Source organism: Streptosporangium sp. NPDC002721 (assembly GCF_042888905.1).
Taxonomy (GTDB): Bacteria; Actinomycetota; Actinomycetes; order Streptosporangiales; family Streptosporangiaceae; genus Streptosporangium.
The window spans coordinates 57859-77243 of record NZ_JBIAQI010000033.1 but is presented as its reverse complement, the minus strand read 5'-3'; the positions used below and the strand labels follow the sequence as shown (position 1 = coordinate 77243).

General features: G+C 71.7%; 15 protein-coding genes. 9 read left to right on the top strand and 6 right to left on the bottom strand.

Annotation, left to right across the window (positions count from 1 at the left end):
• Nucleotides 1-202 precede the first annotated feature (202 nt).
• Together ACFYWM_RS37465 and ACFYWM_RS37460 are read right to left on the bottom strand one after the other, a co-directional pair.
• Nucleotides 203-1366, bottom strand: coding sequence for a glycosyltransferase family 4 protein (locus ACFYWM_RS37465; protein WP_389924189.1), 1164 nt, complete (start codon nucleotides 1364-1366; stop codon nucleotides 203-205).
• 32 nt (nucleotides 1367-1398) lie between these two features.
• The gene (locus ACFYWM_RS37460) at nucleotides 1399-2283 is read right to left on the bottom strand and encodes a sulfotransferase family protein (RefSeq protein ID WP_389924187.1); all 885 of its coding nucleotides are present in this window, start codon (nucleotides 2281-2283) and stop codon (nucleotides 1399-1401) included.
• A 235-nt stretch (nucleotides 2284-2518) separates the two neighbouring features.
• Here ACFYWM_RS37460 and ACFYWM_RS37455 point away from each other — a divergent pair, with 235 nt between their 5' ends.
• The 3 genes from ACFYWM_RS37455 to ACFYWM_RS37445 all read left to right on the top strand — a co-directional run bounded on the left by ACFYWM_RS37455 (nucleotide 2519) and on the right by ACFYWM_RS37445 (nucleotide 5683).
• Nucleotides 2519-2944: a hypothetical protein gene (locus ACFYWM_RS37455; RefSeq protein WP_389924184.1), complete on the top strand. Its 426-nt coding sequence runs from the start codon at nucleotides 2519-2521 to the stop codon at nucleotides 2942-2944.
• 107 nt (nucleotides 2945-3051) lie between these two features.
• The gene (locus ACFYWM_RS37450) at nucleotides 3052-3915 is read left to right on the top strand and encodes an NAD(+)/NADH kinase (RefSeq protein ID WP_389924180.1); all 864 of its coding nucleotides are present in this window, start codon (nucleotides 3052-3054) and stop codon (nucleotides 3913-3915) included.
• A 334-nt stretch (nucleotides 3916-4249) separates the two neighbouring features.
• On the top strand, nucleotides 4250-5683 hold the full coding sequence (locus tag ACFYWM_RS37445; protein ID WP_389924177.1) for an RICIN domain-containing protein: 1434 nt from the start codon (nucleotides 4250-4252) through the stop codon (nucleotides 5681-5683).
• A 431-nt stretch (nucleotides 5684-6114) separates the two neighbouring features.
• On the opposite strand, the gene ACFYWM_RS37440 is transcribed toward ACFYWM_RS37445, so the two are convergent.
• Nucleotides 6115-7641, bottom strand: coding sequence for a glycosyl hydrolase 53 family protein (locus ACFYWM_RS37440; RefSeq protein ID WP_389924174.1), 1527 nt, complete (start codon nucleotides 7639-7641; stop codon nucleotides 6115-6117).
• 91 nt (nucleotides 7642-7732) lie between these two features.
• Nucleotides 7733-9775 (bottom strand): beta-galactosidase, encoded by a 2043-nt coding sequence (locus ACFYWM_RS37435; protein WP_389924171.1) that lies wholly within the window; start codon nucleotides 9773-9775, stop codon nucleotides 7733-7735.
• Between the two features lie 319 nt (nucleotides 9776-10094).
• Between ACFYWM_RS37435 and ACFYWM_RS37430 the strand changes: the two genes are divergently transcribed.
• The 4 genes from ACFYWM_RS37430 to ACFYWM_RS37415 are packed head-to-tail and all read left to right on the top strand — an operon-like array spanning nucleotide 10095 to nucleotide 14251.
• Nucleotides 10095-11405 (top strand): ABC transporter substrate-binding protein, encoded by a 1311-nt coding sequence (locus tag ACFYWM_RS37430; protein ID WP_389924168.1) that lies wholly within the window; start codon nucleotides 10095-10097, stop codon nucleotides 11403-11405.
• Entirely contained in the window at nucleotides 11402-12322 is a 921-nt protein-coding gene (locus ACFYWM_RS37425) for a carbohydrate ABC transporter permease (protein ID WP_389924165.1), read from the top strand. Before ACFYWM_RS37430 ends, ACFYWM_RS37425 begins: the two co-directional genes overlap by 4 nt.
• Nucleotides 12322-13203, top strand: coding sequence for a carbohydrate ABC transporter permease (locus ACFYWM_RS37420; RefSeq protein ID WP_389924163.1), 882 nt, complete (start codon nucleotides 12322-12324; stop codon nucleotides 13201-13203). The genes ACFYWM_RS37425 and ACFYWM_RS37420 overlap by 1 nt, the downstream gene beginning before the upstream one ends.
• Nucleotides 13204-13246: 43 nt before the next feature.
• Nucleotides 13247-14251 (top strand): LacI family DNA-binding transcriptional regulator, encoded by a 1005-nt coding sequence (locus ACFYWM_RS37415; protein WP_389924160.1) that lies wholly within the window; start codon nucleotides 13247-13249, stop codon nucleotides 14249-14251.
• A gap of 168 nt (nucleotides 14252-14419) precedes the next feature.
• Here the strand turns inward: ACFYWM_RS37415 and ACFYWM_RS37410 are convergent, their stop codons facing one another.
• Nucleotides 14420-15685 carry a hypothetical protein gene (locus ACFYWM_RS37410; protein WP_389924157.1) on the bottom strand — a complete coding sequence of 422 codons (1266 nt, stop codon included), beginning with the start codon at nucleotides 15683-15685 and terminating at the stop codon, nucleotides 14420-14422.
• 472 nt (nucleotides 15686-16157) lie between these two features.
• Between ACFYWM_RS37410 and ACFYWM_RS37405 the strand changes: the two genes are divergently transcribed.
• Nucleotides 16158-16412, top strand: a complete 255-nt coding sequence (locus ACFYWM_RS37405; protein WP_389924154.1) for a hypothetical protein — start codon at nucleotides 16158-16160, stop codon at nucleotides 16410-16412.
• 27 nt (nucleotides 16413-16439) lie between these two features.
• Here ACFYWM_RS37405 and ACFYWM_RS37400 read toward each other — a convergent pair whose 3' ends face one another.
• Nucleotides 16440-17783 carry a PLP-dependent aminotransferase family protein gene (locus tag ACFYWM_RS37400; protein WP_389924152.1) on the bottom strand — a complete coding sequence of 448 codons (1344 nt, stop codon included), beginning with the start codon at nucleotides 17781-17783 and terminating at the stop codon, nucleotides 16440-16442.
• A gap of 60 nt (nucleotides 17784-17843) precedes the next feature.
• Here ACFYWM_RS37400 and ACFYWM_RS37395 point away from each other — a divergent pair, with 60 nt between their 5' ends.
• On the top strand, nucleotides 17844-19298 hold the full coding sequence (locus ACFYWM_RS37395; RefSeq protein ID WP_389924149.1) for a pyridoxal phosphate-dependent decarboxylase family protein: 1455 nt from the start codon (nucleotides 17844-17846) through the stop codon (nucleotides 19296-19298).
• The last annotated feature ends 87 nt before the right edge of the window (nucleotides 19299-19385 follow it).

Here is a 19385-nt window from a genome sequence, read left to right as displayed (position 1 = left end):
CTATGAGCTGGGAATATCCGTTATTTCAGACATTGCACCACGCATCCCCTACGACCGACAGCACGCCACGGAGGCCTTCCTCCACGTGGCACGGAAAATCCCGCGGGCCATCCCGGCGGCAACCGTCGAAACGACAGCCGAAAATGGGAAATATCATCTCGCGCGACATTTCCCGTAAAAGATGAAAATCGGCAAGGACCGGTCAGCGCGGTCGTTCCGGTGCGCGGCCCAGGAGTTCGGCGAACAGGTTCTCCCAGAGCGGCATGATCACTTCGGGTGTGTAGTCACGCGCGGTGACGGCCGCGGCGGCCCCCATCCGCTCCCGCAGCCCCCGGTCCTCGATGAGCCGGATCATCGCCGCCGCCAGCGCGCCGACGTCCCGGGGCGGGACGAGCAGCCCGTCGATCTCGGGAGTGAGCACGTCGGCCGGGCCGGTCGGGCAGTCGAAGGCGACGACCGGCAGCGCCTGGGTCATCGCCTCGATCATCACCATCGGCAGCCCCTCGAACCGCGAGCTGAGCACGTAGAAGGAGGCCTTGGCCAGCTCCTCGTCCAGGCGGTCGGTCCGTCCCATCAGGGTGACGTTGTCACTCAGCCTGTGCTCCTCCAGGAGCTCGCGCAGCGCGTCCTTCTTCGGGCCGGTGCCGTAGATGCGCAGCCGCCAGTCGGGATGGCGGTCGACGACCTGCCGGAACGCGGGGATCAGCAGGTCGAAGCCCTTCTGCCCGACGAGCCGCCCGGCCGCGACCACGAGCCTGTCCTCCTGCCAGGAGGGCGGCCGCCGCAGGGGGCCGACCGCGTTGGGGATACGCACGACGGGGGTGCCGGGCAGGAGCGCCTGGTACTCCCGCCTGTCGGTCCCGGTGAGCACGGCCACCGCGTCCAGGGCCCCGTAGTGACGGGCGATCGCCCTGCGGACCGCCTCGGGGTGGGTGGCCAGGTTCATGTGCTCCTGGGCGACCCTGACGACGCTCGAGGGAGCGCGGCGGGCGGAGATGAGGTTCAGCGCGGGGCGGGTGGTGACCAGGACGCCGTCCCGGAGCGCGGAGACGTAATCGATGACGGCACGTTCCACCCGCTCGGTGAAGTAGGAGGCCGCGAACTCCCCCGCGGGCACGATCTTGCCCCGGATCCGCCGCCAGGCCCTGCGCCCCACCGAGTCGGCGGTCCTGCCGTCCCGCTGGTCCGACAGCGCCAGCAGGCGGACGCGTTCGTCGATCGGGAACTGAGGCCTCTCCCTGCGGCGCACCACGCTGACGATCTCGACCTCGTGCCCGGCCGCGGCCATCGCGTTCGCCTGGTTGATCACCGTGCGGATCGTCCCGCCCATGCCGTACGCGTGCAGGAGCAGGTAGCGGATCCTCATGGGTTCGGAACCCCCGGGGTTCCCGGGGGGCGTCACGTGGGCTCCGCGGCGCGCGGCAGGTATCCCCAGCTCTCGCACATCGGCCTGAGCGCCTCCGGGACCTCCTCCGCCCGCGGCAGGTCGCGCGCGGGCTGCACGCTCCCCGAGCGGATCTTGTCCTTCCAGTCGCCGAGCCCCTTCTCCAGCACGGCCTGCTCCCCGTACGCCAGCATCTCCGGCTCCCAGGGGACGCCGAGGAAGTCGCAGAGGCGGCGCGCCTCGGCCTCGGGGCCGGCGGTCAGGTCCTCGTAGCGCACGGTGCACCCGCTGAGCGCCCCCCGCGCCCGCTGCACGGCCTTCATGTAGCGCAGGGCGTCGAGCGCCGCCTCCTCGGGCGTCCTCTTGCCGGCTCCGGCCTCGTACCACGAGCTCGCGACGGACGCCGGGTGGCGCAGCAGGAAGACGAACCGGGCGTCGGGCCAGCACGCGGCGATGCGCCGGTACGCGAAGGCGTTGGCCGGCGTCTTGTCCACGACGAACGTCTTGCCGCTCCTGACCAGCTCGCGGTGGAGCACGCGGTCCCACAGCAGGTGCTCCAGGTCGGCCCGCTCGTGACCGAGGGCTCCCATCGCCTTCTCCGCCAGTGAGGTGCCGAACTCCACCCGGAGCCTGCGTACGTGCAGCTCGTGCGGGGCGTGCAGCATGGAGTGGGCGTTGAGCAGTGCCCTCAGGAGCGTGGAGCCGGACCTGACCGGCGAGAGGATGAAGATCGGGGCGACCAGCAGCCGGTCGACCTCCGGGTCCGCGGGCGGCCTGAACGACTCCTCCGGGGCCGCGGGTGCCTTCGTGATCGCCGCTGGACCCACTTTCCCTACCCGGTTAAGCTGGAATCCGGTCAGCCTGACCAGGGCGTCGTTTGCCTTGCGCTGCCAGTCCATGCCCAGGGAGGGTAGCCACCTTTCCTGGCATTTAACTGTGTGTTCACTTAGGAACACCTCTCCGTCCACGGACGCCCGCTCCGTCCCGGCCTCGGGCAAGGGTGACGAGCCGGCGATTCACCCTCCCCGCGCGGGGTAGTGACACGTTCTCACAGCTCAGAAGGCATGCGTGCCGACAGCGACCAGGTCTCGGCACGCCGCCCCGGCTCACCGTGTCCCGCGAGGAGAAGATCGAGTGACCCACGACGTACGACCGGATCCGGTCTCCCCGCCGGACGCCTCGGCCCGAGCCGCGACCCCCGACGTGGACGACGCCACCGCCGAGGCCCTGGGGAAGCTCTCCGAGGCGCTGGAGACGACCGAGAGGGCCCGCGGGCACCTCTACTCCTTCCACCAGCTGACCGGGCACGCCGACCTGCAGCTCGACGAGGCGGTGAGGCTGCTGCGCGCCGCGGGCCACCCCGAGGCGGCCGACCTGGTGACCCGCGAGCTGATCGGCCTCGACGTCATCCCCGGCCGGTGGACCTTCCAGGTCGTGGAGGAGTACGAGGACGGCTACCACAGCGTCTTCACCGGCCTGGAGAAGCGGATCAGGGACGAGCTGGCCGGGGGGCGCCGCCACATCCACGAGGCCCGGATGAAGGAACGGCGCCAGGGCTGACCGGCCCTCCCCGCTCCCGCCGCGCCCGGGACCCCGGCGCCGGGCGTCTCCGCCCCGGCTCGCGTCCGGCGTACGGCTCCCGCCGCGAGCCCCGTACAGTGTGAGGCATGGGGATGGTCAAGACCGTGGGGCTGGTGCTGCACCCGCGGCGCGATTCGAAGGTGGCCATCGACACGATCGTGGAGTGGGCTCGCGCCCGTGACGTCACGGTGCTGGGGCTGCCCGACGAGGTCGGCCGCATCGACTGCAGCGCGGTGTCGGTCGACGCCTCCACCCTGGTCGACCGCGCCGACCTGCTCGTCAGCCTCGGCGGCGACGGCACGATGCTGCGCACCATGCGGCTCATCTCGGGGCGCGGGACCCCCGTCCTCGGCGTCAACCTCGGCAAGCTGGGGTTCCTCGCGGAGATCGACGTCGACGAGCTGCCCCCCGCGCTGTCGGCCATCGACAACCACGACTACACGGTCGAACCGCGCATGGCGGTGCGGGCGACCCTGCCCGACGGCACGACGCTGACCGCGTTCAACGACATCGCCCTGGTGCGGATACCCGGGGACGGGCTGTCGGCGGTGTCGATCACCGTGGAGGGACACCCCTTCGTGCGCTACGCGGCCGACGCGGTGATCGTGGCCACCCCCACCGGCTCGACCGCCTACAGCTTCTCCGCGGGCGGTCCCATCGTGTCGCCGACGGTCGAGGGCTTCCTCGTGGTCCCCGCGGCGGCGCACTCGTCGTTCAACCGGGCCATCGTGCTGTCGGCCGACGAGCGGGTCGTGCTCGACCTGCTGCCGACGAGCGGCCGGCTGGCCGTGGAGGTGGACGGCGGGGTGGCCGCGCACCTCACGCCCGGCGACGGGCTCGGCGTCACCGCGATCCGCGCCGCCGCCTGGGTGGTCCGGCTCGGCCCGAAGAGCTTCTACGACCGCGCCCGCCGCAAGCTCCGGGTGAACGGCAGCGCCGAGGTCGACTAGGGCCTGTACGAGTTTGAGATCAGCTAGACCGTCCCGCGATCACCGCACCGCCCCCGCGCCCGCCGGATCGGGCTCCTTTTCGCTTTTCGTGGATTCGTGGTCCGTGAGCTCGCTGTCCGTGAGCTCGCTGTTCGTGGGCGTGCGGACGACATTCGGATGACAGTGCCGGTCATGAAACTTTCACGCCCCGCTTGACAGCGGGAAAGCGCTTACCTAGCTTGTGGGTTGTTCGCTCACATGTACGCGGATCGCACATGTGAACGGCGAGTGCTCGCTGGGGGGATTCCGACTCGCAGGTCGCGACCGGCCTGCCGGACCAGCAAGGAGCTCGACTGTGCTGTACAGAATCAACGGGAAGGCGGCCGGTGTCCTCGTCGCCGTCGCCGCCCTCGCCCTGTCGGGAACGGTGGCCGGCGTCTCCGCCGCCTCGGCCGCCGCCCCCTCCCCGGGGAACTACAACCTGGTCAACAACGGCAGCGGCCTGTGCCTGACCGTTCCCGGCGCCAGCTCGGCCTCCGGCGTCCAGCTCACCCAGAGCGGCTGCGGCGGCTCCGGGCAGTCCTGGACCGTGACCGGGAGCGGCACCCAGCTCAAGGCCGTCCACAGCGGTCTGTGCGCGGGCGTCCAGGGCGCGAGTACCTCCGCGGGCAAGGCCGTCCAGCAGGAGAGCTGCTCGGGCGCCTCCTCCCAGACCTGGAACCTGACCGAGTCGGGGTCCAACTACCGGGTGGTCAACGCCAACGGCGGCAAGTGCCTCAACACCAAGGACAACTCCACCTCCTCCGGCGCCCTCGTCCAGCAGAACTCCTGCGACTCGGTCGCCACCAAGCAGTGGCGGCTCGTCCCCGCGGGCGGCGGCAACCCTGACCCGACCCCGACCGTCACCCCCACGGTGACGCCTCCCCCCGGCAACCCGGGCGGCCTCGTCGGCTGGGCGACCCAGGGCGGCGGCACCACCGGCGGCGGCAACGCCTCGCCCACCACGGTGAGCAGCTCCTCGGCGCTGAGCAGCGCGCTCTCGTCGAGCGGCGCGGCCGTCATCCGGGTGTCGGGCACGATCTCCTGCTCCGGGATGCTCACGGTCGGCTCCAACAAGACGATCATCGGCAACTCGGGCGCCACCATCGCGGGCTGCGGATTCAACATCTCCCGGGCCTCCAACGTCATCGTCCGCAACCTGTCCTTCCGTGACTGGAACGACGACGGCATCCAGGTCCAGTACTCGACCCGGGTCTGGATCGACCACAACACCTTCAGCAACGGCTACGACGGCGCCGTGGACGTCAAGCGGGCCAGCGACTACGTGACCATCTCCTGGAACAAGGTCACCAACCACGACAAGTCCATGCTGCTCGGCCACGACGACGGCAACGGCGGCGAGGACCGCGGGAAGCTGCGCGTCACCTACCACCACAACTGGTTCGACGGCACCACCCAGCGCCACCCGCGCGTGCGCTTCGGCAACCCGGTGCACGTCTACAACAACTACTACGGGAGCGTCGGCGGCTACGGCGTGGCCTCCACCGAGGGCGCGGGCGTCCTGGTCGAGGGCAACTACTTCGAGAACACCGACGACCCCTACCACCTCGGCGAGGGTGACTCGGGACCGGGCACGCTGGTCGCCCGCAACAACCACTTCGTCAACTCCGGCAGCGGCCAGGCCGGTGGCAGCGTGGGCTCCATCCCCTACTCCTACTCCCTCGACAGCGCCTCCAGCGTCAAGTCGATCGTGACCGGCGGCGCCGGTGCCGGCCGTATCTCCATCTGACGCCGGCCCCCACCTGGATCCGGCCCGCACCTGACCCGGGTCCGATCCGGATCCGGTCCAGATCCGGATCCGAGAGGCGGCGACCGCCGAGTGTGGCCGGGCCCCCGACGGGGCCCGGCCACAAGCTTTCCGGCCGGGCCCCGTCGAGGGCCCGGCCACGGGCCTTCACGACGACCGCGCGGCGGGAGCGCCCCGCCGCGCGGCCGCGAGGATCACCGGCGATTCACCGACCCGGGCGAGGAGGGCATCGCCCTCATTGAGCACCCCACCACACGGCCGCAGGAATCACCGGCGATTCACCGACCCGGGCGAGGAGGGCATCGCCCTCATTGAGCACCCCACCACACGGCCGCAGGAATCACCGGCGATTCGCCAACCTGGACGAGGAGGGCATCGCCCTCCCGAAGCTTCCCGCCGCGCCGTCGCGGGGATCACCGGGGGGCGAACTGGGCGAGTGCGGGCAGCGCCCTGTCGGCGAAGTCGAACAGCGCCTGGTTCTCCCAGCCGTTGCCCGAGGACGGGTCGGCCGGGTCCCAGCCGTTGCCGGTCACCGCGGTCCAGGTGGGCTCCCAGTAGACGGCGCCGAGCCCGCGCCCGCCGGGCACGGCCTGCACGATGCTCATCACGTCGCGCAGCATCGCCGACTGGCCCGCCGGCGAGGCCGGGTATCCGGGGTACGGGGTGGCCGCGGTGATGATGTTGGTGAGGCCGTCGTCGTTGCCGGTGGTGAAGGGGTAGGCGGTCTCGGCGAGCAGGACGGGCCTGCCGTAGCGGGAGGCGATGTCGTTGACGTTGGCCTGGAAGGCGCCGAGCGTGCCGTGCCAGTAGGGGTAGTAGGAGACACCGATCACGTCGTAGTTCACGCCGTTGGCCGCGGCGCTGTCGAACCACCAGCGAAAGAGCGCGTTGTCGCCGCCCTCGGCCAGGTGCAGCACGACCTTGGTCGAGGACGAGACGGCCTTGACCGCGCTGTAGCCCGAGTTGAGGAGCTGGGCGAGGTTGCCGAAGCTGGAGCTGCGGCCCTCCTCCCAGAGCATGCCGTCGTTGATCTCGTTCCCGACCTGGACCATGTCGGCGGTGGTGCCCTGTGCCTTCAGCGCGTTCAGCACGTCGTAGGTGTGATCGTAGACGGCCGTCCTGAGCTGGGCGAACGTGTGTCCGGTCCACGCCGCGGGCTTGTACTGCTTGCCGGGGTCGGCCCAGGTGTCGGAGTAGTGGAAGTCGACCAGCAGGCGCATCCCCCGGGCCTTGACCCGCTGTGCCATGGCCAGCACCCGTGCCTTGTCGTTGTAGCCGTCGGCCGGGTTCACCCACACCTTCAACCGGACGTAGTTGGCCCCGGCCGCCGCCAGGATCGCGAGGGGGTCGCCCCGCGTGCCCGAGGCGTCGTGGTACCTGCCTCCGTACGCCTCCGACTTGGGCAGGCTGGAGGTGTCGGCGCCCCTGACCGCGAGCGTCGCCGACCCCGCCGCGAAGGTGACGTCGTCGAAGTTGGCCCAGCCGCCCGCCGCGGCGGCGGAGCCGAGGACGATCGTGCACCGGCCGCCCGTCACGGTCTGGGTGACGGCGATCTGGAGCCACTCGGACGAGCTGACCGGCACGTGGGTCCGCCTCTCGGCGGAGCCGCAGTTCCTCAGCGCGATCCAGCTCTGGCTCACGGCCCCGGACCTGACCCAGGCGCGGAGCGTGTAGGTGCCCGGGGCCAGTCCGGTCAGCGTCTGGTGGGTCTCGACGGTGTACGCGGCACTGGACCAGTGCGACAGGCGGTAGGAGCCCGCGTGGCCGCCGGCCTCGGTGAAGTCGGCGGCGGCGGAGCCCGAGGTGCTCCACGAGGGCGGCGCGGCGACGCCGCCCCCGCTCTCGAAGCCGCCGTTGGCGACCGTGGGGGCGGCCCGGGCCGGTAACGGCACCAGGACGGCGGCGGCACATGCCAGCAGTGCCACCAGGATCTTCTTCATGGGTCCTCACTTGGTCAGGAGTGATGTGGACGATCCCCGAAGACCCCAGGTGCGCGCCGCGGTCAGGTGGCCGGCGCGGCCCCGGGGACGATCATGTGTCCCCGGCGAGCTCGACGACCGTGACGCCGCCCGCGGGCACGGTCGCCGACCCGGCGTGCGCGGCGCCGTCGAACACCCCGGTCCCGCTCACCCCCCGGACGGTGACCGGCTCGTCGCCGTGGTTGAGGAGGAAGAGGTGCCGGCCCCGGCGTACGAGCTCCAGGGTGTCGGGCAGGTCACGCGGGCGGGGCACGCCCGCCAGGTCGAGGACCGGGCGGAGGAGCCCGCGCAGATCCCGACCGTTGTCCGTTCCGTCGGGAGCCGGGTCGAGGGCGGTGGCGACGTACCAGGCCGTGCCCGCTCCCAGCTCGTGGCGGGTCACCGCGGGGTGGCCCGCGTCCGGCCCGCCGGTGAAGGCGTGGACGGCGCGCGCCCCGGCGAGGCGGACCCGCTCGGACCAGATCCGGCCGGTGAGGCCGTCACCGTCACCATTACCGACACCGTCACCGTCGCCGACGGGCACCGTGCCGCCCTCCGGCAGCGGGTGGAACTCCTCCACCGACAGGCCGAGCACGTCGCGCAGCGCGCCGGGGTGGGCCCCGGGGTGGATGGTGTCGTTCTCGTCGACGATCCCGGAGAAGCAGGAGACGACCAGGTGCCCGCCCGCCTCGACGTAGCGGCGCAGGTTCTTGCCCGCGGCCTCGGTGAGCAGGTAGGAGCTGGGGACGACGACCATCCGGTACGCCGAGAGGTCGGCGGAGGGGTGCGCGAAGTCGACGGTGACGTGCTCGCGCCAGAGCGCCTCGTAGTAGGCCTCCACGCGCTCGCGGAAGCGCAGGTCGACCGAGGGGCGCCACTCCAGCTCCAGCGCCCAGTACGACTCCCAGTCCCACACGAGCGCGACCTCGGCCTCGACGCGGGAGCCGCGCACCCCGGCCAGCCCGCGCAGGTCGGCGCCGAGGGCGACCACGTCGCGCCACAGGCCGGAGTCGGTCCCGGCGTGCGGCAGCATCGCCGAGTGGAACTTCTCCGCGCCGTGGCGGGAGGCGCGCCACTGGAAGAACAGCACCGAGTCGGACCCGCGGGCGACGTGGGCGAGGCTGTTGCGCCGCATCTCCCCCGGCCGCTTGGCGAGGTTGCGCGGCTGCCAGTTGACGGCGCCGGTCGAGTGCTCCATGAGCATCCACGGCCGCCCCCCGGCCACCGAGCGGGTGAGGTCGGCCGCCATGGCGAGCTCGATGTGGTTGTCGGCCCGCCCGGCGTCGAGGTAGTGGTCGTTGGAGACGACGTCCACCTCGCCCGCCCACCGCCAGTAGTCCATCGGCTCGCAGTTGGGGATCATGAAGTTGGTGGTGACCGGCAGGTCGCAGAAGCGGCGGATGGCGTCGCGCTCGCGGCGGAAGTTGGCGATGTGCGCGTCGACGGAGAAGCGCGCGTAGTCGAGTTGCAGGGCCGTCAGCTGGCCGGCCGGCGCGATCCTGGGCGGCTCCACCTCCTCGAACGAGCCGTAGGCCAGCCCCCAGAACGTGGTCCCCCAGGCCGCGTTGAGCGCCGCCACGTCCCCGTGCCGCTCGCGCAGCCAGGCGCGGAACGCCTCGGCCGAGGTCTCGCAGTAGCAGCGCGCGTTGGCCCAGCCGTACTCGTTGTGGACGTGCCACATGGCGACCGCCGGGTGCCCGGCGTAGCGGGCGGCGATCCGCTCGGCGATCCGCTCGGAGGCGGCGGCGTACGCGGGGGAGCTGGGGCAGAAGCTGTGCCGGGAGCCGCCGGCGATGACGCGGCCCTCGCGGTCGACCAGGCGGGCGCCGGGGTGGGCCGTCCTGAACCAGGTGGGCGGGGACGAGGTCGGCGTCGCGAGGTCGATCATGATGCCCGCCGAGTCGAGCAGGTCGACGATCCTGTCCAGCCTGCCGAAGTCGTGGACGCCCTCGGCGGGCTCCAGCAGGCCCCAGTTGAAGATGCCGAGGCTGACCAGGTTCACCCCGGCCTCGCGCATCAGCCGCACGTCCTCGCGCCAGACCTCCTCCGGCCACTGCTCGGGGTTGTAGTCCCCGCCGTACGCGATGCCCCCTGGCAGGGCGGGATATCCGGGCAACGGCTCCCCCTCGGACAATTTCTGTGAACGTGCACAGTAATGTACGGCCGGATGCCGCGGAAGGCCACCCGCGAAATACTCGGCGCGTTCGCGGTTTAACAAGAACGTAACAGTCATTGACAGCAACCGCCGATGGATTTCAGTCTGTGAGCGTTCACAGATGTTCCCGGTGTCCTTCCCGGTATCCCCGGCGACCCGGCCGGGAGCTTCGCCGGTGACCGTCACGCGGTCTTCTCAGCGACCTTCGCCGGTGACCTCGCGGCAGCAGCCGCCCCCTGACATGAAATCCCCACACGGAACCCCCCACCCGGAGGAACACATGCAGACAAACCGGCTCGTAGCGGTGGCGGCCGCGCTCCTCGCCACCGCCCTGGCCGGGTGCTCCGGCACTCCCCAGGAGCCGGCCGCCCCGGACGCGCGGAGCTCGGCCCCCGCGGGGCCGGTCAAGCTCACCTACTGGACCTGGGTCCCCAACATGGACAAGATCACGGCGGTCTGGAACAAGGCCAACCCCGACATCCAGGTCACGGTCAGCAAGCAGGCCGGCGGCGACGACGCGGCCACCAAGTTCCTGACCGCCGCCAAGGCCGGCAACCCTCCCGACCTGGTCCAGGCCGAGTACCAGATGCTGCCCTCCTTCGTCGCCGCCGACGCGGTGGCCGACCTCACGGCCGAGGCCGGGCAGGCGAAGGGCGAGTTCGGCGAGGGCGTCTGGGGGCTGGTCACGCTCGGCACCGACGCCGTCTACGCCCTCCCCCAGGACAGCGGCCCGATGATGCTCTACTACCGCCAGGACCTGTTCGAGAAGTACGGCATCGAGGTCCCCAAGACCTGGGACGAGTACGCCGAGGCCGCCCGCGCCGTACGGAAGAAGGATCCCAAGGTCTTCCTGGGGACCTTCTCCAGCAAGGACCCCGGCTCCTTCACCGGGCTCGCCCAGCAGGCGGGCGCCCAGTGGTGGTCGATCAGCGGCGAGTCGTGGAAGGTCGCGATCAACGACGCGCCCACCACGAAGGTCGCCGACTACTGGGGCGGGCTCGTCAAGGAGGGGGCCATCGACGACCAGCCCTACTTCACCCCCGAGTGGAACAAGGCCCTGAACGACGGCAGGCTGCTGACCTGGCCCTCGGCGGTCTGGGCGCCCGGGGTGCTGTCCAGCAACGCCCCCAAGGGCAAGGGGAGGTGGGCCGTCGCCCCGCTGCCGCAGTGGAGCGCCGGCGAGAACGCCAGCGGCTTCTGGGGCGGCTCCTCCACCGCGGTCGCCGCCAAGTCGCCCAACCGGGCCGCCGCGGCGAAGTTCGCGACCTGGCTCAACACCGACCCCGAGGCGCTCGGCCTGCTCGTCAAGGAGGGGGCGGTCTACCCGGCCGCCACCAAGGGCGGCACCATGCTCGGCGAGGCCCCCGACTACTTCTCCAACCAGCCCGACTTCTGGCAGCGGGCCGCCACGATCGCCGGTGGTGCCCGGGGCTTCACCTTCGGGCCGAACGTCAACGTGACCTACAACGCCTTCAAGGACGCCTTCGACAAGGCCCTGCAGGACGGGTCGACATTCTCCGGGGCCCTCGTGAAGATGCAGGACGCGACGGTCGCCGACATGCGGAAGTCCGGATTCCAGCTCACCCCATGACACGGCTGACACGACTGACGCGACGTCCCGGTGGCGGCGCCCGCACCGCGAGCGCCGTCCCCTACCTCTTCCTCGCACCGGCCATGGCGCTGTTCACGCTCTTCATGGCCGTCCCCATCGGCTACACGGCCTACCTCAGCCTGCTGCGCACGAAGGTCTCCGGGCTGGGCCTGGGCAGGAACTCCCGCCGCGAGGTCTTCGTCGGCCTCGACAACTACGCGGCGACGCTCGCCGACGGAGAGCTGTGGGCCGGCTGGCTGCGCGTCCTGGGCTACGGCCTGCTGGTGCTGACGGTCATGCTCGGGCTCGCCCTGCTGTTCGCGCTGCTGCTGGACTCGGCGCACGTGCGGCTCGCGCGCTTCTCCAGGATCGCCCTCTTCCTGCCGTACGCGGTGCCGGGCGTGGCGGCCACCCTGCTGTGGGGCTTCCTCTATCTGCCGAGCCTCAGCCCGTTCCGCCAGGTGCTCGACGTCGACCTGCTCGGCCCGGACATGGTGGTGCCGTCCATGGCGAACGTGGCGGTCTGGGGCGGCGTCGGCTTCAACATGCTGGTGCTCTACACCGCCCTGCGCGCCGTCCCCGTTACCTTCTACGAGGCCGCCAGGATCGACGGGGCGAGCGAGTTCCGGATAGCACTGCGGATCAAGGTCCCGATCCTGCTGCCCGCGATCATCCTGACCACGGTGTTCTCCATCATCGCCACGATCCAGGTCTTCACCGAGCCGACCACCCTGCGGCCGCTGACCAACACGATCAGCTCGACCTGGAGCCCGCTCATGAAGGTCTACCGCGACGCCTTCGTCACCGGCGACCTCTACTCGGCCGCCGCCACCTCGATCGTCATCGCGGCGGTCTCCCTCGTCCTGTCGTTCGGTTTCCTGCGCGTCGTCCGCGACCGCGCCTTCGGGGAGGGCTGATGGCCACCACGACCCTCACCCCGGAGCGTCACCGGGCGGCCCGCAGGGGGCGTCGCCCGGCCGGGATCGCGCCGACCGCGCTCCTGCTGCTGGGCGCGCTCTACTGCCTGCTGCCGGTCAGCTGGGTGCTGGTGGGCGCGACCAAGTCGAGCGCGGAGCTGTTCTCCACCTCGACCTTCGCCCCCGGCACCGGTTTGCTGTCCAACCTGTCGGACCTGTTCGCCTACCGCGACGGCGTGTTCTGGCTGTGGATGCTGAACACGCTGCTGTACGCGGGCGGCGGCGCCCTGCTGTCCACGGCCGTCTCGGCCGTCTCCGGCTACGCGCTGGCCAAGTACCGCTTCCCCGGGCGGAACCTGATCTTCAACCTGCTGATCGGCGGCATCCTGGTGCCCGCCGTCGTGCTGGCCATCCCGCAGTACCTGCTGTTCTCGCGGATCGGGCTGGCCGACACCTACTGGTCGGTCCTGCTGCCGCAGATCCTGCACCCGTACAGCATCTATCTCGCGCGCGTCTACGCCACCGCCGCCGTCCCCGACGCCCTGCTGGAGGCCGGGCGCATCGACGGCGCCGGGCACTGGCTGCTGCTGCGCCGGGTGGCCCTGCCCCTCATGGTGCCGGGCATGGTGACCATCTTCCTGTTCCAGTTCGTCGCGATCTGGAACAACTTCCTGCTGCCCTTCATCATGCTGGGCGACGACCAGAGGTTCCCGCTCACCGTGGGGCTCTACACCCTGCTCGCCGCCGGGGCCAACCAGCCCTCGCTCTACAACCTGATCATCACCGGCACGCTGCTGTCGATCGTTCCGCTGATCGCGCTGTTCCTCACGATGCAGCGCCACTGGCGGACCGACCTGGCCGGTGGGGGCGTGAAAAGCTGACCGGCCGGACAACGCGGGGCCGGTCGAGGGGACAATGGGGAGCATGGCCAAACGTCCGACCATCCACGACGTCGCGGCGGTGGCGGGGGTGTCCCGGGGAACGGTGTCCCGGGTGCTCAACGACGACCGGTACGTCAGCCCCGCCGCGCACGCCGCCGTCAAGCGGGCCATCGCCGAGACGGGCTACGTGCTCAACCGGGCCGCCCGCAGCCTGGTCACCCAGCGGACCGGCTCGGTGGTGATGGTCCTGTCGGAGCCGCAGGAGAAGCTGTTCGAGGATCCGACGTTCAGCGTGCTGCTGCGCACCGCCAGCCGGAGGCTCGCCGAGCGGGACGTGTCGCTGGTGATGATGATCTCCGGGAACGACGGCGACCGCGACCGGGTGATCCGCTACCTGCGCGGCGGCCACGCCGACGGGGCCCTGCTGGTCTCCACCCACGCCGGTGACGGGCGGCTGGTGGACGCGCTGGTGGACATCCCGGTGGCCGCCGTCGCCCAGGGGGCCGTCATCGGGCGGGAGAACGCGATCCCCTACGCGGCGGCCGACGACCGCGAGGGCGCCCGGCAGATGACGCGCTACCTGGTGGGGCTGGGCCGCAGACGGATCGCCACCATCACCGGCCCGCTCGACACCCCCGGCGGCGCGCTGCGGCTGGAGGGCTTCGCCGACGTCCTCGGCAGGAAGGCGAGCAGGAGGCTCATCGAGCACGGCGACTACACCCAGCTGGGCGGGGAGAGCGCGATGGCCCGGCTGCTGGAACGCGCCCCCGACATCGACGCGGTGTTCGTCGCCTCCGACCTGATGGCCGCGGGCGCGCTCTCCGCCCTGCGCGCCGCCGGGCGGCGGGTGCCCGAGGACGTCGCGGTGGGCGGCTTCGACGACTCGGCGGTGGCGCTCACCACCCACCCGCCGCTCACCACCGTCCGGCAGCCCCTGGCACGGGTCGCCGAGGAGACCGTCCGCCTGCTGCTCGCCCTGATCGACGGCGCGGAGAACGTGGAACCGGTGATACTGCCCACGACCCTCGTCGTGCGCGAGTCGACCTGACCGGCCGATCCGGCCGGCCGGATCGGCCGTTCACGGCCTGACCGGCCGGCCTGGCCGACCTGCCCGGTCGCTTCGACCGGGCGAGCGAGCGGCGGGAGCGGTCCACTTTCCCGCCGCGAGACGTGAGACGGCGAGACGGTGAGACCGCGAGACCGCGAGACCGCGAGCTCAGCGGCCGGGTGAGGACCCGTTCACGGTCAGGACGTGCTCGGTCTCGATGGCGGGGAAGGTGCCGGTGTCCACGATCCCGTGCTCGCGGAAGGCGGCCTCCAGCAGCGCGTAAGCCTTGGGCTCCAGCTTCCACAGGGCCCGGCACTCGCGGGCGGTGGCCAGCGAGACGCCGGTCTCGTGGGCGATGTCGTCCGCGCGGGGCACGAACTTCCGCTCGATCTGCTTGTCCCAGTACTCCCGCGCAGCGCGTATCTGGGCCGCGCGCCGCGCCGTGTCGACGATCGGCGGCGGGGCGTCCAGCACGTGGAACTCCTCGTCGTCGTCGTCGAGCGGGGGCCGCAGCGCCGCGGGGCCCGCGGCCACCGCGGGGCGCCCGGACAGCCCCGCCGACGCCTCGGGCTCCGGCGCCCACGGCACCGGCGGGGTCAGGTCGATCAGCGCGGAGGTGTTGTAGAGGGCCCCGATCTGGGAGAGCAGGGCCTCCTGGCGCGCGGAGTCGACCGCGAGGCCGCTGTGCTCCACCGCCCGGTCCATGGCACGGTCCAGCTTGGTGAGGGCCACGCGCATCTTCCTCTCGGACGCCCCCGAGGCGCGGAGCGCGCGGGCGCGCTTGGCCGCCAGCGCGACCCGGGTCAGCCTGCGGTGGGCGTCCACCTCGCTGGCCGTACGGTCGCTGACCTCCGCCAGCCCGACGCGGACCAGCGCGCGCTCGGGGGTGATCCGCCAGTTGATGCGGGAACGCCCGGTGATGCGGTGGCGTTCGATCGCCATGCCGCGCTCCCACAGCCACGCCGCGACCAGGGGGGCGGCGAGCCGGAAGACGGCCTCGGCGACGCTGCGGGCGTCCATGCTCGACAGCACGGCCGTCAGGCCGGTGAGCGCCCACACGGCGACGCCGTCGATGCCCGCGGAGAAGTTCTCCCGCATGTTGCGGCGCGCCCGGACGGCGCTGGTGATGACGGCGACCTCGATGAAGGCGAAGAGCAGCAGCCGCAGGGGGCCGTCGAAGCCGAGCACGTCACCGGAGAAACGCCACATGCCCTGGGCGGAGACACCCGTCGCGATGCTGGCGGCGACGATGGTGAGGATGTCCTCGGCCGGACGGGGCGCGACATGACGATGGTAGAAGCGGACCGCCAGGCGCTGGACGGCGCGGAGCACGAAATACGCCACGCCCAGGAGGACGAGGGCGAACACGCCGATGATGACCGTGAGAACCGGCTGGTCCGATGCGAAGGTGGTGATTTGATCGATGGGGGGCATCAGTCACTGTCCGTCAGTGTCGATTCCGACAGGATATTCAGCGATCATTCCAGAATGTCGGCGGCCTGTTCGCGAAACGGGCGCCCACCCGCGTGACAGATGTGAACACAGTTGCGATGAAAACCAGTAAAGATCACGCTGCCCGGATCGAGTTGTCGGAACCCCGTGTCCGGAGACCGAGTCGCCGGAACCCCGTGTCCGGAGACGGCACCGGCGCGTTCTTCCCGCGATGTTCCTCTCGCGTCGGACCGCCGGTCTCGTTTCCGAACCCCGGGGCCATTACAACGGCAGTGACCGTCACCGCACGCCACATCTCGTTATTCGCCGGAAAACAGGGGTGGCAGGGGGCGGGTAAGGGGCGAAAATGTCGGTTCCCGGAGAGACGATGGAAGGCGAACACGGGCCGAACCACCGACGGGGACGCGATCGAAGTTCCGCAGGACCTCCGCGCCTCCCGGGAAAGGATCGCGTGATGACGACCCCGATGAACGTGTCCGACCTGGCGCAGGTTCTCTTCGCCTCCGAGCTGCAGGCTTCGGACGACCCCTCCCCCGATCAGGTGCGCCTGATCATCGAAGGCCGGATCCGTTCCTGCCACGCCGACCTCTCCGACTGCGCCGCCCTCGTCGCCCAGGAGGCCGGTGATCACCCCGAGGCGTACGCGAACCGGATGCGCTGGGCGCTGTGCGAGGCAGACCGGATCCACCTGTCCCTCTCCTCGACCTGACCACGACCGCCGGGAGACCGGCGGTTCTCAGGGCCGCAGAGCCGACCCGAGGTGCTCGACGACCCGGTCGAGGGTCTCGACGGGGGCGGTGTACGGCACCCGGAGCCGGCCGGTCAGGGTGCCGTCGGGTGAGAAGGCCGAGCCGGGGAGCAGGCTGAGCCCCGAGGTGGCCGCCCTGCTCACCAGGGTCTCACCCGATACGCCGTCGAGGCGAAGCCACAGCGCCAGGCCGCCCGGCGGCAGGGAGAAGCTCCAGGCGTCGCTCTCCCCCAGACGGCTCGCCAGATGATCTCGCTGGCGCCGTAGCTCACTCCTTCGCTGGGCCAGCAGCCCGTCCATCAGGGGAAAGATCTCGCAGGCCACGAGCTGTTCCATGGGCGGAGGGGCGTACAGGCCGCTGACGGGATCGAGGAGGAGCTCGCGGACCAGCGCCGCCGGGCCCCGGATCCACCCCACGCGCAGCCCTCCCCACACGGTCTTGCTCATGGAGCCGATCGTGACGGCCCGGCCGATCCTAGGCTCGGGTACGGGCCGGTCGCGCAGGTCCAGGTCGCGCATGGTCTCGTCCACGATCACGGTCACCCCGTGCCGGGCGGCCAGTTCCGCGACCTCCCGGCGGGCACGGGGGTCCATCAGCGCCCCGGTCGGGTTCTGGAAGTCCGGGGTCAGGAGGGCGGCTCCCCCCGCGGCCTCGCGGAACGCGGTGGCGAGCTGGTCGCCGTCCCAGCCCTTCGCGGTGACCCGCGCGGGGACGGTCCGGACGCCGAAGCGCCTGAGCGTGGCGAGGGTGTCGAAGAAGGCGGGGTTCTCCACGACGGTCCTGCGCGGGCCGAGGTGGGTGATGAGCATCGCCAGCGCCGCGCGGGCTCCGGAGGTGACCAGGATCTGCTCGGGCCGGGTGGCCGTTCCCTCGGCGGTGTGACGCCTGGCGATCAGCTCGCGCAACTCGGGCAGCCCGGCACCGGGCTCGCCGCTCTCCAGCAGCACCCCCGCCGACCTGGCGAGCGCGCGGGTGACGGCGCCGGTGACGATCTCGCGCGGGGCGGCGGGTACGGCACGCCGCAGGTCCAGGAGCGCGTCCCGGCCGTCCACCGACAGGGGCGCGTAGCGCTCACCGAGGTTGCGGGGCAGCCGGACCCTGCTGCCGCTGCCGTGCCCGGTGACGAGCCAGCCCTCCTCCCGCAGCCGGGAGAGGGCCGCGACGACCGTTCCCCGGCTCACCCCGAGCTCGGCGGCCAGGTGCCGCTCCGAGGGCAGCCGGTCCCCGACCCGCACCCGCCCGTCGAGCACGGCCTCGCGCAACGCGGCGGCCAGCGAGCTCGCGAGGGGGCGTCCGGGCTGTCGCCAGCCCGCGTGAACGTAGGTGGACACTGGTCCAGTTTGCCGCAATTGGACCATACCGTCACCGTGACCACCCCGTACCGTCGAAGAATGGACCCCAGACACGAAGCGAACACCCCGCCCAACCACGGACCGGCACACGACCCGCCAGAAACGCCGGGATCGCTCGGGGCCGACCACGCCCGCGTCCCCGAGCTGCTGGAGGCCACCCGCGCGTACGCCGTGCGCCTGCTCGGCGGGCTCGGCGACCGGCCGGTGGCGCGGACGCCGACGAGACCCGCGCCCGCGTCCCTGCCGGGGGCGGGGGCCGGCCTGGAGGGGGCGATGGCGGAGTTCGCGCGGCGCTGGGAGCCGGGCTTCGCGGCCGGGGCGGGCCCCCGCTATCTGGGCTTCGTCACGGGTGGCGTGACGCCCGCCGCGCTGGCGGGCGACTGGCTGACCGGCACCCTCGACCAGAACCCCAACTCGGGCCTTGACTCGCTCGCCCCCGACCTCGAACGGGAGACGGCCGCCTGGCTGCGCGACCTCTTCGGCCTGTCGCCCGAGCACCGGGGGGCGTTCGTGAGCGGCGCGACCATGTCCAACTTCGCGGGCCTGGCCATCGCCAGGGAGTGGCTGGGCGAGCGGCGCGGCATCTCGGTGGCCGAGGAGGGCGTGACCGCGCTCGGGCCGGTGACGGTGCTGTCGGGAAGCCCGCACTCCAGCGTCGCCAAGTCGCTGTCCATGCTCGGCCTGGGACGGTCGGCGCTCCGACGGGTCGGCGTGCTGCCGGGCCGGGAGGCGGTGGACGTGGCCGGGCTCGCCGAGGAGCTCGACCGGCTGGACGGCGCCCCGGCGATCGTGGTCGCCAACTCCGGCACGGTGAACACCGTCGACTTCGACGACCTGCGCACCATCGCGGCCCTGCGCGAGCGCCACCCGTTCTGGCTGCACGTGGACGCCGCGTTCGGGGCCTTCGCCGCCCTCTCCCCCGAGCACGCCCACCTCGTCGCGGGCCTGGGCGAGGCCGACTCGGTCTGCGTGGACCTGCACAAGTGGCTGAACGTGCCCTACGACAGCGCGATCCAGTTCACCCGCCGCCGCGACCTGCAGGCCCGCGTCTTCCAGAACTCGGCCGCCTACCTCGGCCCGGTGGGCGACGACCCCGACTTCGTGCACCTCACGCCGGAGAACTCCCGGCGCCTGCGCGCGCTGCCCGCCTGGTTCACCCTGGCCGCGTACGGGCGCGAGGGGCACGCGGAGATCGTCCGCCGCGACGCCGCCCTCGCCGCCGGGCTCGGCGAGCGGATCGCCGCGATGCCCGCCTACCGGCTGCTCGCCCCCGTACGGCTCAACGTGGTCTGCTTCACCCTCGCCTCCTCCCCGACCCAGGAGCGGATCGGCGAGGTCGTCGACGCGATCACCGCGTCCGGCGAGGCCTTCCTCACGCCGACCGTCTACGACGGAGTGCCCGCGCTGCGCGCCGCGTTCAGCAACTGGCGTACCACCGAGGCCGACGTGGAACGGGTCGCGAAGATCCTCCGGGAGGTCGCGCCCCGGCCGTGAACCCGGTTCCCCCGGCAGTGACGGTCGAACGGCTCCGGATCACACGGTGTCCGTCCTGGTCGTGGCCCCGTGTCCTATGAGCAGGGG